We start from the raw sequence: 15,908 nt of genomic DNA, 5'->3' as shown, positions 1-15,908 counted from the left end.
TCTTTTACTTGTTGACTGTTATTCAGATATTTATTATTGTATGGTAGCATCGTTACCGCTTGTAGCGTACAGTCCTATCATGGCTCCTGTAAATCCTCCTGCTACGTTAGTAGAAAGAATATCGCCTGATACTGTTTCGCCAACCGTTGTGTATGTGGCATCGTTTGTAGCATAACTGAATGTATAGTTGTTACCTTCAGCCTTAACCTGTAGTTTTATAGGTGTTGTTGAATCAACTTTTACGCTTGCTAAAGTTGTTGAGTTGCCTTTTTCTGTACGTTGCAGAACCAGATAGTCATCGTTGGCCTGTTTAGTTATACCAAATACGTAGTTGAAAGCTTCACTCTGGTAGCATGTGATACCTGCAAGGTCTTTCTCAGAACGTGGAATGTATGAGAGGGTTGTTGTTGCAGTAAAGTTGATATGCTGCTGGCGGTAAAACAGTGTTGATGTAGGTACTTTAGCCTTGATGTTTGTTTCGTAAGGAGCAATAACAAGTCCGTTTTCAGAAATAGAAGTGAAACCTTCTCTTGCGCCACGTACTCCTACCCAACGGTAATCAAGTGGTGAAGAAGTGAATGTTTCTTCGAATGTGAAGTTACCTGTTGGAAAATATCCGTTTTCGCCATGTAGGTTTGTTACACCCTGAGGAACGTTCAGCTTAGGCTGAAGTGGTTCAAGACCACCTTCGAATACAGGGTATGTACCTGTCCAATCTACAGGAAGGATGAATGTTTCTCTACCTGTATTGACTCTGTTTGTCTCATTTGGACGAATAGCGAGGAATACACCGTAATATTTGCCGTCAGGACCTTCAACCAAGTCTGCGTGTCCTGCCCAGTCAACCTTGTTAGGACGGTCTGCCTGAAGATGTCTCTGAGACAGAATTGGATTTTCAGGTGCCGGTTTGAATGGACCTTTAGGGCTGTCTGCCATGAATATTACTTCGCTGTGCCATCCGCCTGTACCGCCTTCAGCACACATCAGGTAATATTTTCCGTCTTTCTTGTAAAGGTGCGGAGCTTCAATCCAGATAGGTTTCTTTGACAAATCTACACCGCCGTTTACCACAACCTTGTCTGTACCAGGGATAATCTGATCTTTTTCAGTATCATATTCCCATACTTTGATTACTCTGTGACCTTCGTAAAGTGCTTTTTCAGGAGCATCGTTGTGAGCTATATATGCTTTACCGTTGTCATCGAAGAATATATCAGGGTCAATTCCTTCAAAGTTGAGCTTTATTGGGTCGCTCCAGCCTTTCATAGGGTCTTTTGTCTTTACTACCATGTTGCCTATTCCGCCTGCAAACTGTGTAGTAATCATATAGAATGTATCATTGTTCGGATTATATCTTATGGTAGGTGCATAAATACCTGCACTGATACCTGTATCTTCTACTTTTAGTTGTGATGCGCGGTCAAGTACATGTCCTATCTGTTTCCAGTTTACAAGGTCTGTAGAGTGGAAAATAGGAACACCAGGGTTGATTGCAAATGAAGAACATACCAGATAATAGTCGTTGCCTTTGCGGCAAATACTTGGGTCCGGGTAGCATCCTTGAAGAATAGGACTGTAGAATTCGCCATCTGATAGAGGATTGTTTTCATACACTGCGTCCTGACCTGTATAAGTGAAATCTCTGAAGACAGCGGTTCCAGGTGTTGGCTTAAAGCCTTGTTCGGCACATGAGGACATCATAATACCCAAAGCGCCTAAAGCTAATAGTCTGATTTGATTTTTCATGATTAAAAAATTAATTGAAGTTTTTTTACTTGTGTAAAACAGTGATTTAAAGTGTGTAATCTTTTCAATTGCAAATATATTATAATGTTTTGTGAAAACTTGTCATTAATGTTTCATATACTTTATTCTATGTTACTATTTCCCCAAGGGATATGGTATGATGGTATCTGTCTGTAATATATTGAAAATTTGTGGTATATGACGCTGTGTGTAATGTGGGTATTATATATATGTACTCTGTTGAAATATAGATAAAAGTATGATGTAACATACGGTAATGTTATTGTAACATTTAAATTTGATATTCACTATTGGTAATTATATTTTTGCATTATTAAAAAATATTTTTTTTATGAATAAACACATTCTCTTTTTAGTTTTGTTCCTTTTACCGTTCTATGTTTTCTCTCGTAGTAGAGTAGTGTCCGATACAATTTTCAGTACTAATCTTAATGCTGAAAGACATTGTTCTGTATATTTGCCGCCTTCTTATGGCAATGGAGATAAAGACAAACATTATCCTGTGTTGTATTTGTTGCATGGCATGTCGCAGACTGATAAGGACTGGGTTTGGCGTGGTCATGTTCAGGAAGTCGCTGACAGACTGATATATTCTGGTGAAGCTCGGGAGATGGTTATTGTGATGCCTGATGCCGGTGGAGATATTTATGCCGGAGTATGGAATGGCTATTTTGATATGCCGGGGTGGAATTATGAGAAATTTTTCTTTGAAGAGCTTTTGCCATATCTTGAAAAGAAATATGACATAGCTTCAGAAAAAACTCAGCGTGCCGTCGCTGGTTTGTCAATGGGTGGTGGCGGTGCAACTGCTTATGGACTCTGGCATCCGGACACATTCGCTGCGGTATATGCCATGAGCGCATTGATGGATATTCCTGAAGTGGGAGCCGCGCGTCCGACAAAGGATGATGATAAGGTAGCTATTCTCACCCGTGCGGTACAGGAACGCAGCTGCATACGTTTTGTTGAAAATGCAGATAAAGGAACAGTTGAGAAGCTTCGCACATTAAATTGGTTTGTTGATTGTGGAGACGATGATTTCCTGTTGGACCGCAATATAGAATTTTTCCATGCTATGCGAAATGCTGGTGTACCTTTGCAGTTTAGGGTACGTGATGGCGGTCACGATTGGGAGTACTGGCATTCAGCGCTGTATATATGTCTGCCTTTCGTATCAGGAAGTTTCAAATAATAACATTTAATCAGTAACATGAAAGCACGTTTGTTTTATTCTTTATTTATAGGATTGTCTTTGAGTTGTTCCAGTGGAATGTTTGCTCAATCGAGTGATAATGGTGACGGAACCTTTACTAATCCGGTATTATGGGCTGATGTGCCAGATCCTGATGTGATTCGGGTTGGCGACGACTATTATATGGTCAGCACTACTATGCATTTAATGCCAGGTGCTCCTGTCATGCATTCCAGGGATCTTGTGAACTGGGAAATCATAAACTATCTGTACGATAAGCTTGATGACAAGAAATCGTATGACATGATTGATGGTACAGTTTATGGAAGAGGACAGTGGGCTACATCTCTCAGATATCGTGACGGTAAGTTTTATGCCTATTTCTCACCTAATGATACCCCTTTCAGAGGTTATGTCTATACTACTGAAGATCCGGCTGGAGAATGGACTTTGCTCGCAAGAATTCCTCATTTTCATGATGCTTCATTGTTTTTCGATGAAGATGGAAGGACGTATGTATTTTATGGAACAGGTCAGTTGAGAGAACTTAAACCGGATCTTACTGGTGTACTTGAAGGTGGTCTCGACAAAAAGATTTTTGAGCGCGACAGTGAAGAAAACGGATTGCTTGAAGGAAGCAGAGTCATAAAGCACGATGGAAAGTATTATCTTATTATGATTTCATGGCCTGTTGGTGGAAAACGTCGTCAGGTTTGCTATAGAGCTGACAATATAGCAGGACCTTATGAAAAACGTGTGATACTTGAAGATGCTTTTGCAGGTTTCCCTTATGTGGCTCAGGGAACAATAGTGGATGATGGCAAAGGCAATTGGTATGGGGTGATATTCCAGGATCGTGGAGGAGTAGGACGAGTGCTCACTGTAATGCCTTGCCGATGGGTAGATGGATGGCCTATGCTTGGAGATGAGAACGGACATGTGCCTGAAATCATGAACAAGCCTGTACAGGGATATAAATCTGAAGGATTGGTGGTGAGCGATAATTTTGATGAAGATAATCTGAAACTTAACTGGCAATGGAATCATAATCCGGTGGATTCATGTTGGAGTCTTAATGAAAGACCGGGATATATCAGATTGAAAACAGCCCGCGTGGTTGACAATATTTTCCTCGCTCCGAATACTCTTACACAGCGTATGGAAGGTCCGCGTTGTAGTGCTACAGTATCTTTTGATGTTTCAGCTATGAAAGATGGCGATGTGGCTGGCTTCAGTGCCTTCAATGGCGATGCCGGTATTTTAGCTTTGTCATGCGAAGGTAAGGATAAGTATCTCGCCATGAAATCAGAGGTTGTAAGCCTGAGTAATGACAAGAAGGAGGTTACCGATGTAAAAAGTAGTACCATTGAAAAGGTGAAACTTGAGTCTGACCATATATATCTTCGTATCGACGGTGATTTCAGACTTCATAAGGATATCGCTACATTCTATTATAGTTACGATAATAAGAACTGGGAAAAAATCGGTTCCGATTTCAAAATGGTATTCGACTACAGACGTTTCTTTATGGGTACCAAATATGCTATATTCAATTATGCTACAAAGACTCAGGGAGGATATGTTGATGTAGATTTCTTTGATTATAGGCGTATAAGAGAATAAATATAGAAAATCTGATTTATTTATTATAAACTTAAAATTTTAAAGAGTATGAGAAAACATCTATTGTTCTGCTGGCTCATGTGTATGGGGCTATGCATGAGTGCCGCGGAAAAGAAAATATCAAGTCCTGACGGACGTCTGGTTGTAGTAGTGTCGGATAATGACGGTAAGGCTACTTATAGTGTGACATACGATGGCGAAATGTTTCTTGACGCTTCTCCTTTGGGTATGAAAACAAATATGGCTGACCTGACTTCCGGATTGACTATCGGTGAAGAATTCAAGACATCTTTTGTTGAAAGTGATTACAGTCTTCCTAATATAAAGAAGAATAATGTTAAATACAGCGCAAACCGTGCTGTTGTACCTTTCTTGAAAGACGGAAAGAAGGTGTTCGACGTTGAGTTCAGTGTAGCAGCCAACGATGTAGCTTTTCGTTATACCGTTTATCCCGAAGGAAATACTCTTTGCTGTGTAGTTGAGGATGAGGTTACAGGTTTCAATATGCCTGAAGGTACTACTACTTTCCTTTGTCCTCAGAGTGGACCTATGGGTGGTTTTGCAAGAACATCTCCAAGTTATGAGACCCCATATACACTGGATGCCGCAACCGGAGCAAACGGATGGGGAGAAGGATATACTTTCCCTTGTCTGTTCCGTAATTCAGATAAAGGATGGATTCTGGTTTCTGAAACAGGAGTTGACAGCTACTATTGTGCATCACACCTGATGGGTGGAAACGGAAATGTATATAAGATTGGTTTCCCAAACAAGGGGGAATTCAATGGAAATGGTACATCAGAACCTGGCATGGCCTTGCCTGGAAAAACTCCATGGAGGACTGTTACAGTGGGACGTACACTTGCTCCGATTGTTGAAACGACTGTGCCTTTTGATGTGGTTGAACCTTTGTATGAGGCTTCAAAAGATTATGCGTCTGAATATGGATGTGGAACATGGAGCTGGATTATTGCCGGTGACGGTAGTATGACTTATAATGACCAGAAACGTTATATTGATTTCTGTGCCGACATGGGATACCGTACAGTACTGGTGGATGCTCTTTGGAACACACAGGTGGGGTATGACAAGATAGAAGAGCTTGCGGAATATGCACGTTCAAAAAATGTTGGACTTTATTTGTGGTATAATTCAAACGGCTATTGGAATGATGCTCCACAGGGACCTCGCGGAAAAATGGACAATACCATCAAGCGTAGAAAAGAAATGCAATGGATGCAGAAGATTGGTATTAAGGGTATAAAGGTGGACTTTGTTGGTAGTGACAAGCAGATGGCTATGAAGCTTTATGAAGATATCCTTGCTGATGCGAATGAATATGGTATTCTTGTGATTTTCCACGGTTGTACTATTCCTCGAGGATGGGAACGTATGTATCCTAACTATGCAGCAAGCGAAGCTGTTCTTGCAAGCGAGAATATGAATTTCTCTCAGGGCAGTTGCGATGCTGAGGCTTTCAATGCCTGCATACATCCTTTCGTCCGCAATACTATAGGAAGCATGGATTTTGGAGGTAGCACTCTGAACAAATATTATAATGCCGCAAACGAACCGAGAGGAAGCCATAGAGTGACTTCGGATGTATTTGCATTGGCTACAGCGGTACTGTTCCAAAGTCCTGTTCAGCATTTTGCAATGGCTCCTAATAATCTTGCGGACGCGCCTGTTTGGGCTGTTGACTTTATGAAGAATGTACCTACAACCTGGGAAGACGTGAAGTTTATTGACGGATATCCGGGTAAATATATTGTAATGGCACGTAAGCATGCGGGAAAGTGGTATCTTGTTGGTATCAACGCTCAGGATGATACTCTGAAACTTAAACTTGATTTATCAGGATTTTTTAGGGCTGGTGATATGATTTCATGTTATCAGGACAATAACAAGCTGGAAGGCAGTTTGAAACAAATGAAAGTTAATGGAAAACAACAGTTGTCTGTAACTATTCCTAAGAATGGCGGACTTGTGATAACTGAATAATAAAAAGATATTATGGATATAATGAAATGTTTATCAACAACGGTGATGTGTATGGCATCATCATTGCTGTTGGCACAGAATCCAATAGTACAGACATGGTTTACAACCGATCCTGCACCTATGGTGCATAATGATACGTTGTACGTCTATACAGGTCATGATGAAGATAAAGCCGATTTCTTTTGGATGCAGGAATGGAGGGCTTATTCTACAACTGACATGGTGAACTGGACAGACCATGGCTCGCCTTTGGCTATCGAATCGTTCAGCTGGGCCGACGATAGGGCATGGGCCGCACAGTGCATAGAGCGTAACGGCAAGTTCTATTGGTATGTGTGCCTTCATTCAAAAATCAGTAACGCTATGGCTATAGGTGTGGCTGTAGGCGATTCTCCAACAGGACCGTTCAAGGATGCCATAGGAAAACCATTGTATGACGGAAGTTGGGATTATATAGACCCGACAGTGTTTATTGATGACGATGGCAGAGCTTATCTGTATTGGGGAAATCCTAATGTATATTTTGCAGAACTTAATGAGGATATGGTTTCGCTCAAAGGGGAAGTAAAGAAACTTGAACAGACAGTGGAGAGTTTCGGAGCGCCTAATCCGGAAAAACGTGTAAAGGGACAAAAATATAAAGACGTATATACAGAAGGACCGTGGTTCTATAAACGTAACGGGAAATATTATCTTTTGTATGCGGCAGGCGGAGTACCTGAACATATAGCATACTCCATGAGTGACAATCCGGGAGGACCGTGGAAATACATTGGCGAAATAATGCCTTTGCAGGATACAGGTTCATTTACAAATCATTGCGGCGTTATTGATTATAAAGGTAATTCATACTTCTTTTACCATACAGGAAAATTGCCTGGTGGAGGCGGATTCGGACGTTCTGTCGCAGTAGAGGAATTCAAGTATAATCCTGATGGCACTTTCCCTGTTATCAATGCTACAACAGAAGGTGTAAGACCTGTTGCAACCTTTAATCCTTACAGAAGAGTTGAAGCTGAGACTATGGCTTTTTCAGAGGGAATAAAGTCTGAACCTAATGCAAAGACAGGCATATATATATCAGAAATTCATAACGGTGACTATATAAAGGTTAGGGAGGTCGATTTTGGTGCTGATGGACCTGATTCATTCAGTATTGCTGCCGCAAGCGCTTTACGTGGAGGTACGGTTGAAGTCCGTACTGACAGTATTAGTGGCAATATTTTGTGTGAAGTCGCTATTCCTACTACTGGTGGTTGGGAAGAATGGAAAACATTCGGAAGTGAAATAAAATCTGCGGTAAACGGAGTGCATGATGTGTATTTTGTGTTTCGCGGACGTAAAGGATGCAAGTTATTTAATCTTGACTGGTGGAAGTTCTCAAAATGAGACTTCCTCCAGTTGTTACAGATGCTATTCGTGTAGTATGTGATACGGAAAATGACGAACAGTTACTCGATTTTCAAGTCTCATTATATGATGTAGATGAAATACCGGAACCGATAGATATTGAGCATTATGATGTTGACCGTTCTGAATGGCGCCTTATTTCACCGGAAACAAAGGACGCGTCTTTTATGTTTGATGGGAATAAAAAAACAATGTTTTGGATTGATCAAGGAATGCCTCTTGATTTAGTAATTGATATGACAGAACAGCATACTTTAAAAGGTTTCCGTTATCTTCCGGATCAAGGTGATTATTTCCTTCGAGGTATAATTACTCATTATGAATTATCAGTTTCTCTTGATGGTAATGTTTGGAGGGAGGTAAGTAAAGGTGAATTTTCTAATATTGATCATAACCCATTGTGGCAAAATGTAATATTCGACACTCCTGTAGATGCAAGATACATACGTTTTCGTGCAGTTCGTAACTCTAAAGGGTGGGGCGACTTTGGTTGTTCTGAGTTTGATGTTATAGTTAAATAATATATAATATGTATAGATTTGTTTGTTTTTTTGTACTGATTTCTACATTTTTTATGGTTGGATGCTCTATTGATAAGTCTGAACGTAAACAATTGTTTGATAATGATTGGCAGTTCTCTTTAAATGGAAAAGATTGGAGAAATTTAGATTTGCCTCATGATTGGAGTATAGAAGGTGATTTTAACCCGGAAAACAAGATGGGTAATGCCGGTGGGTATTTGCCAGATGGTGTTGGAACTTATCGTAAGTCATTTACATTAGGAAAGCAATACGAGGGTAAAAAGGTTGCTCTTTATTTTGAAGGTTCTTATATGACTACTACCGTGACAGTTAACGGTAAAAAAGTAGGAACGCATGATTATGGCTATACTTCGTTTATTTTTGACATTACAGATTATATAAAAATAAATGAAGAAAATACACTGGAAGTTACTGTTGATAATTCTAAACAGGAAAACTGCAGATGGTATTCAGGCAGTGGTATTTATCGTCATGTATGGCTCATTACTACTGATAAGATTCATTTAAAGTATTGGGGTAACTATATTACAACCCCTGTCGTGTCAGAGGAAAAGTCAACTGTTCTGATAAAGACTGTGGTTCAGAACGAAACAGATAAGGAAGAAACTGTTATGGTACGTGCAGATATTGATGATGAATGTTTTGTGGAACAAACTGTTTTGTTGCCTGCTCAATCAGAGAAAGAAGTAGAATTGGAACTGGAAGTCATAAAGCCTCATTTATGGAATGTGTGGACTAAACAAGATGACAAACCTTACCTATACGAAGCAAAGATTTCTGTGCTTTCTGAAAAAAGAAATGTTATAGATACTGTTACAGAAACATTTGGAATTCGCACTATTGAATATTCTGCTGAAGAAGGCTTTAAACTTAACGGACAGAGTATGAAGATTTTTGGTGGTTGCCTCCATCATGATAATGGTATTCTTGGAGCTGCTGCTTTTGACCGCGCGGAGGAACGTAAAGTGGAAATGATGAAAGCTGCAGGATTTAATGCTTTGCGTACATCTCATAACCCGGTTTCAAAAGCATTACTTGATGCTTGTGACAGACTTGGCGTGTTGGTTATTGATGAGGCTTTTGACGGATGGTATGCTCCCAAAACAGCACATGGTTATCACGAATTGATAGATAAGCATTGGTATGAAGACCTTTCATCAATGATACTTCGCGATCGTAATCATCCTTCTATAATAGCATGGAGTATTGGTAATGAAATAATGGAACGTGATTCACCTGAGGCTGTAACAACTGCCCGTAAATTCGTTTCTTTGTGCCATGAACTTGATTCTACACGCCCAGTGACACAGGCTCTTGCGTGCTGGAATGACAAATGGATAGGACAAGATGCTTTAGCTGCAGAACATGATATCGTAGGTTATAACTATTTGTTGGATTGGGCTCCGGAAGATCATAAACGTGTACCGGAGAGAATTATCTGGCAGACAGAGTCATATCCTCGTGATGTGTATAAGAATTATAAACTGGTATCTGAAAATCCATATATTATTGGTGATTTTGTATGGACTTCTATAGATTATATAGGAGAATCAAGTATAGGGCGTTGGTACTATGAAGGTGAAGACCCGGGAGAACATTATTGGAAACCTCGCTATCCGTGGCATGGAGCCTATTGTGGTGATATAGACCTTACAGGATGGCGTAAACCTGTAAGCTATTATAGACAGCTGGTCTTCTCTCCTCAATCTGCAAGTGATATTTATATGGCTGTGAAGGAGCCTGACGGATATTACGGTAAAATTTATATGACACAATGGAGTGTATGGCCAACATGGAATTCCTGGAACTGGCCAGGATGGGAAGGAAAGAATGTAGAAGTTGAAATCTATTCTAAATATCCTGAGGTAAGACTTTATTTAAATGGAAAGTCTGTATCGGACTTTGTAAAGAACAATGAATTCCTTACAACTTTTTCGGTTCCTTATGAAGAAGGTGATTTGCGTGCTGTTGGTGTGGTGGAAGGAAAAGAAGTTGGCGAGGTAGTTCTTTCAACAGCCGGTGAACCTTGTGCATTACGTCTTACAGCCGACCGCTCTATAATAAATTCAGATGGTCAGGACTTATCGTTCATCACAGTTGAAGCCATTGATAAGGAAGGACGTTTATGCCCAAATGCTGAAATCGCTTTTTCTTGCTCGATTACTAATACTCCAAAGAACAATACAGCAAACATAGTTGCAATAGGTAATGCAAATCTTCAGGATTGCGATCCTTATTATGATTTGAGTCATAAAACATGGAAAGGAAGAGCTATGATAGTTGTACGTTCTCCGCGTAATCCTGGTAAAGCTGAGCTTAAGGTCGTTTCAGATATTTCAAAGGATATTTGTAGTGTTCGGTTTAAGTGAAAAAAGAAAAAAATAAAATAGCAATTGATTTATGAAGATTCTTGTAGTTACGTTTATTTTGCTCTTCTATAATTGTACAGTCTTTGCAGAATGTAAAAATTATAAAAATCTGGCCTTTTCATATGGTGGAAATAAAGATACAATTTATGTAGTACCTTTGGCTGATAATGTGGTTAGGATTATTAAAAGTTCAGGAAAGGTTCATAATATTCCGGAAATGGTGTACGTTGAAGGTAAATTGCCGAAATATAAGGTGAAAAAAACTTCAGATAAAGACGTTATAACATTGGATGACATGATGATAGAGATTGTGGACGGAAAAATCAGATTCTTATCATCCGATGGAAAATTGTTATTGTCTGAAAGTGAATCTATGATTAAGACTTCGCAGGTACAGAATGAAAAGACTTATATTTCTACGCAAAGCTTTCATTCTCCTTCTGATGAGCATTTTTACGGACTTGGCCAGTTCCAGGACAATAATCTTGATGTGCGTGGACTTACCAGAAGACTTACACAGGTCAATACTCAGATTTCAATTCCTTTTCTCATGTCCAATAAAGGATATGGATTGCTTTGGAACAATTATGGATTGACAGATTTTAATCCGGCTTCTGAATTTATCGCATTGAAACGTCTTGAAGGCGAAGGACGTGCAACTACTGTAAATGTAACTTCTACAACTGGTGGTGTAACAGAGATTCGTCATAGTAACATTTTTACGGCAGAACTGGATATCAAAGAATCCGGACGTTATGCTTTGATGCTTGATGTGGGCAGCAGTATGGCGCGTAGGCATAATCTGTCAGTCGATGACAGTGTTGTGATAGATATGAATAATCTGTGGCTTCCTCCAACATCCTCGGTTATTGTTCATCTTGAGAAGGGGAGACATGTACTTAAATCAGAACTGACAAAGGAAGATTCTCCAAAAGTATATTACAGAAAAGTAGACAATACAACAGTGTTCAGCTCGCCTGTATCAAATGGTATTGATTATACATTCTTTGCAGGAACTCCAGATGATGTTATTTCATCATATAGAGTTTTAACCGGTGGAAGCCCAATGATGCCTGTATGGGCTTTGGGTTATATTCATTGCCGTGAACGCTTTCATTCACAGCAGGAAATACTTGATGTAGCAAACCGTTTCAGAAATGATTCTCTTCCTGTTGATATGATAGTCCAGGACTGGCAATATTGGGGAAAATACGGATGGAATGCAATGCGCTTTGATGAGGAGTATTATCCTGATCCTGCAGCTTTGACTGACAGCCTTCATGCTATGGATATGAAATTCATGCTTTCTATATGGTCTAAGATTGATCCAGCATCAGCACTTGGAAAGAAGTTTGGTGAAAAAGGCTATTATATTGATAATACACAATGGGTTGATTTTTTCAATCCTGAAGCAGCTGCCTTCTATTGGAATAATATGCGTGACAGCTTGGTGAACCGCTATGATATTGATGCTTTATGGCTCGATGCCACTGAGCCTGAAAATGATGACCTTCGCGACCGCAGAGTATGTGGTGGCAGGTATCCTGGAGAGGTATTCAGAAATGCTTATCCGCTTGTGGTAAACAAAACTGTTTACGAAGGAATTAGGCGTGATTCAGGAAACAAACGAGCGATGCTTTTTACACGTTGTGCCTTTCCCGGAATGCAGAGATATGGTGTCGCGACATGGTCAGGCGATGTCGGTAATGACTGGGAAACTTTCAGACGCCAGATTGTTGCAGGTTTAGGAATATCTGTAGCCGGATTGCCCTGGTGGACATACGATGCAGGAGGCTTTTTCCGTCCACAGCAACAATATACTGACGATTCGTATCGCCAACGTTTCGTCCGCTGGCTCCAGACATCGGTATTCCTTCCGCTTATGCGTGTACATGGATATATGACCGATACTGAGTTCTGGAACTATGGCGACGAAGTTGTACGTCTTTCACGTAAGTCGCTTTCACTGCGATATTCATTGATGCCATACATCTATTCATCTGCAGCCGATGTGTCATTCAATGGAAGCACTATAATGCGTCCGTTGGTAATGGATTTTCCCGAAGATCAGACAGCTTTGTCGCTGAAATATCAGTATATGTTCGGACACTCTTTAATGGTTGCACCGGTTGTGGAACCGGATATTAAGTCTATGAAAGTATATTTACCGCACAGCAAAGGTGGATGGTACGACTTTAACAGTGGCAGGTATGTGAGTGATGGCGGATGGCATAATGCCGCTGTAACAATAGAGGAAATACCTGTATATGTCCGTGCAGGTAGCATAATACCTCTTACTCCCGGTCTTGAAAATACCTCATCATTAGCTTCTTCCAATCTTGAGATACGTATATACAAGGGCGCTGACGGTGAATTCCGTCTGTATGAAGACGAAGGTGACAACTATAATTACGAAAACGATAAGTATGGAGAGATAAATATGAAATGGGACGATTCTGCAAAAGAACTTATTCTGGAAAACCGTCGCGGCAGTTTCGAAGGAATGTGCAATAGTCGGAATATCAAGGCTGTGATGATTTCATCCGACGGTGTTGTAGAACGTAATCTACATTACGATGGTAAGAAAACTGTAGTAAATTTTAATCTATAAAATAGGGCCTTTATGAATATCTCAAGAATTATTATGATAGCATCCCTGGTTCTGCTATTTGCCGGAAATATGTTTTCGCAGGGAAGGGTTATAAACACTACAATGCCATGCCGCTTGCTTGACGGCATAACCGAACGTGAATATTCTATATATCTTCCGGAATCGTATGATAAAGACGAGAACAGGAAATATCCTGTCTGCTATTTGTTGCATGGTGGAAACTGTGCATGTACCGATTGGGATACGTTCGGCCGTTTACGTATTGTGGCTGATAGTCTTATTCAATGCGGAGAAATGAAGGAGATGATATTTGTATGTCCAGAGGGCAACAAAAATAATATGATATGGTTCAATGCTCCACACTGGAAGTACGAGGATTTCTTCTTTAATGAGTTTGTTCCTTACATAGAATCAGAATACAGAATATTGGGGGACAGAGATAACAGATTCATTGCCGGATATTCCATGGGAGGCGGCGCTTCCATCGTTTATGGTCTGTCTCATCCCGATATGTTTGCGGCTGTTTATTCCATGAGCGGATACCTGCGCCGTCAGTATATGGAGTTTCTTAAGAATGATCCGTCAGCAGAATGGAGGCAGCAACTTGTAGAAGACCATAATCCTATCCGCAGGGTGTCCGAATCAGTGGATAAAGATATAGCTTCATGGAAAAATATTGACTGGTTTATTGATTGCGGAGATAAGGACTTCACATACGAAGCCAATATTGACATGGTGCAGGCATTTCGTGACAAAGGTATTAATTATCAGTTAAGGGTATATGGCGGAGGCCATGACTGGGATTACTGGCGTCCTTCTTTAATAAGGGCTTTGAAGCATGTATCAAGTAAAATAAAATAATTATTAACCATTAAAAGTTACTATCATGAAAACAAAAACAATTATTCCTTTATTATGTGTTTTGGCATCTTCAGGTTTGTCCGCACAGACAGCTGACGATGTTAAACTCAACATGCCTATAATTCAGACCAAGTACACAGCAGATCCTGCTCCTATGGTTCATAATGACACTGTATTTCTTTATACGACACACGATGAAGACGATGCCGAAGGTTTCAAGATGAAAGACTGGCTTCTCTATACATCTACAGATATGGTAAACTGGCAGGACCGTGGTGCTGTGGCATCGCTTAAAGACTTTGAATGGTACAAGGGTGATAATGGAGCGTGGGCAGAGTGTGTAGTTACAAGAAACGGCAAGTGGTATATGTATTGTCCTATACATGGACATGGCATAGGCGTATTGGTCGCAGATTCTCCATACGGACCTTTCAAAGATCCTATAGGCAAGCCATTGGTATGGCAGAAAGAACACTGGTACGACATCGATCCTTCTGTATTTATCGACGACGATGGTCAGGCATATATGTATTGGGGAAATCCTAAAATCTATATGGTAAAACTGAATGAAGACATGATATCATATTCTGGTGGAATCGTAGAAATGCCTCATATTGAAGATTATCAGGAAGGACCTTGGTTCTACAAACGAGGCTCGCACTATTATCTTGCATTCGCTTCTACCTGCTGTCCTGAAGGTATAGGATATGCCATGAGCGACAGCCCTACAGGACCATGGGAACATAAAGGCCATATCATGGATCATACAGTACGCACACGAGGTAATCATCCGGGAATTATTGATTATAAAGGCAAATCATACTGCTTCGGATTGAACTATGATATATTCCGTTTGCAGACCAGCCGTCATGCAGAACGACGTTCAGTCTCAGCGGCCGAAATGACTTACAACGCTGATGGAACAATTCAGGAACTTCCTTATTTCCATGATTGTACACTTAACCAGATAGGAACATTCGATCCTTACCGTCATGTTGAGGCTGAAACAATAGCATGGGGATACGGACTTAAAACCACACCTAAAAACGAATGGGCAGCCGATCGCTGGAACCAGCTTGTAACAGATATTGACAACGGCGAATACATTATGGTTCGCGGTGTTGATTTCGCAAATGGTGCTTCTTCATTCTCTATTTCGGCATCTTGTCATCTTTATGGAGGTAAAGTTGAAATACGTCTTGATGCTCCTGATGGAGAATGTATTGGCAGTGTAGATATAATAAATACAAAAACACAGTTGAAGACTTTCACGACAAATGTTAAGGCTGTATCTGGAGTTCACGATTTGTATTTGGTATTCCGCGGTTGCAAAAAACAGCAGAACAATTTATTTATGATAGACAGTTGGGAGTTCACACGCAAGTGATTAATTCCTTGTTTCCCCACATGTAATATTCGTTTGTTTATGAAAATTATGTGTGGGGATTATTATATCTGATAATATGAGATTTATTGTTATAGATGCTGACAGTAAAATATTAATTGTATCTTTGTGTCGAGAATTATATTGA

At 40.2% G+C, this 15,908-nt stretch carries 10 protein-coding genes; 9 read left to right on the top strand and 1 reads right to left on the bottom strand.

Annotated elements, in window-relative coordinates:
* Positions 1 to 33: 33 nt before the first annotated feature.
* A complete protein-coding gene (locus H6A27_RS02775; RefSeq protein WP_394800047.1) occupies positions 34 to 1,701 on the bottom strand; it encodes a glycoside hydrolase family 43 protein in 1,668 nt (555 codons plus the stop codon).
* A 397-nt stretch (positions 1,702 to 2,098) separates the two neighbouring features.
* On the opposite strand from H6A27_RS02775, the gene H6A27_RS02770 reads away from it, so the two are divergent.
* The 9 genes from H6A27_RS02770 to H6A27_RS02730 are packed head-to-tail and all read left to right on the top strand — an operon-like array spanning position 2,099 to position 15,763.
* Complete coding sequence (locus H6A27_RS02770; protein WP_204507580.1) at positions 2,099 to 2,959, top strand: alpha/beta hydrolase; 861 nt, start codon at positions 2,099 to 2,101, stop codon at positions 2,957 to 2,959.
* A gap of 18 nt (positions 2,960 to 2,977) precedes the next feature.
* Positions 2,978 to 4,582, top strand: a complete 1,605-nt coding sequence (locus H6A27_RS02765) for a glycoside hydrolase family 43 protein (protein ID WP_204507579.1) — start codon at positions 2,978 to 2,980, stop codon at positions 4,580 to 4,582.
* Positions 4,583 to 4,630: 48 nt separating this feature from the next.
* Positions 4,631 to 6,583 (top strand): glycoside hydrolase family 97 protein, encoded by a 1,953-nt coding sequence (locus H6A27_RS02760; RefSeq protein ID WP_204507578.1) that lies wholly within the window; start codon positions 4,631 to 4,633, stop codon positions 6,581 to 6,583.
* A 51-nt stretch (positions 6,584 to 6,634) separates the two neighbouring features.
* Complete coding sequence (locus tag H6A27_RS02755; RefSeq protein WP_477005002.1) at positions 6,635 to 7,972, top strand: glycoside hydrolase family 43 protein; 1,338 nt, start codon at positions 6,635 to 6,637, stop codon at positions 7,970 to 7,972.
* Positions 7,969 to 8,514 (top strand): discoidin domain-containing protein, encoded by a 546-nt coding sequence (locus tag H6A27_RS02750; protein ID WP_204507576.1) that lies wholly within the window; start codon positions 7,969 to 7,971, stop codon positions 8,512 to 8,514. The genes H6A27_RS02755 and H6A27_RS02750 overlap by 4 nt, the downstream gene beginning before the upstream one ends.
* An 8-nt stretch (positions 8,515 to 8,522) precedes the next feature.
* Positions 8,523 to 10,904 (top strand): glycoside hydrolase family 2 TIM barrel-domain containing protein, encoded by a 2,382-nt coding sequence (locus tag H6A27_RS02745; protein ID WP_204507575.1) that lies wholly within the window; start codon positions 8,523 to 8,525, stop codon positions 10,902 to 10,904.
* A gap of 31 nt (positions 10,905 to 10,935) precedes the next feature.
* Entirely contained in the window at positions 10,936 to 13,515 is a 2,580-nt protein-coding gene (locus H6A27_RS02740) for a glycoside hydrolase family 31 protein (protein WP_204507574.1), read from the top strand.
* Positions 13,516 to 13,527: 12 nt separating this feature from the next.
* Positions 13,528 to 14,376, top strand: coding sequence for an alpha/beta hydrolase (locus H6A27_RS02735; protein ID WP_239469542.1), 849 nt, complete (start codon positions 13,528 to 13,530; stop codon positions 14,374 to 14,376).
* Positions 14,377 to 14,401: 25 nt separating this feature from the next.
* Complete coding sequence (locus tag H6A27_RS02730; protein ID WP_239469541.1) at positions 14,402 to 15,763, top strand: glycoside hydrolase family 43 protein; 1,362 nt, start codon at positions 14,402 to 14,404, stop codon at positions 15,761 to 15,763.
* The last annotated feature ends 145 nt before the right edge of the window (positions 15,764 to 15,908 follow it).

This window comes from Bacteroides caecigallinarum (genome assembly GCF_016902295.1).
Classification (GTDB): Bacteria; Bacteroidota; Bacteroidia; order Bacteroidales; family Bacteroidaceae; genus Phocaeicola; species Phocaeicola caecigallinarum_A.
This window is presented reverse-complemented; position numbering and strand designations above follow the sequence as displayed.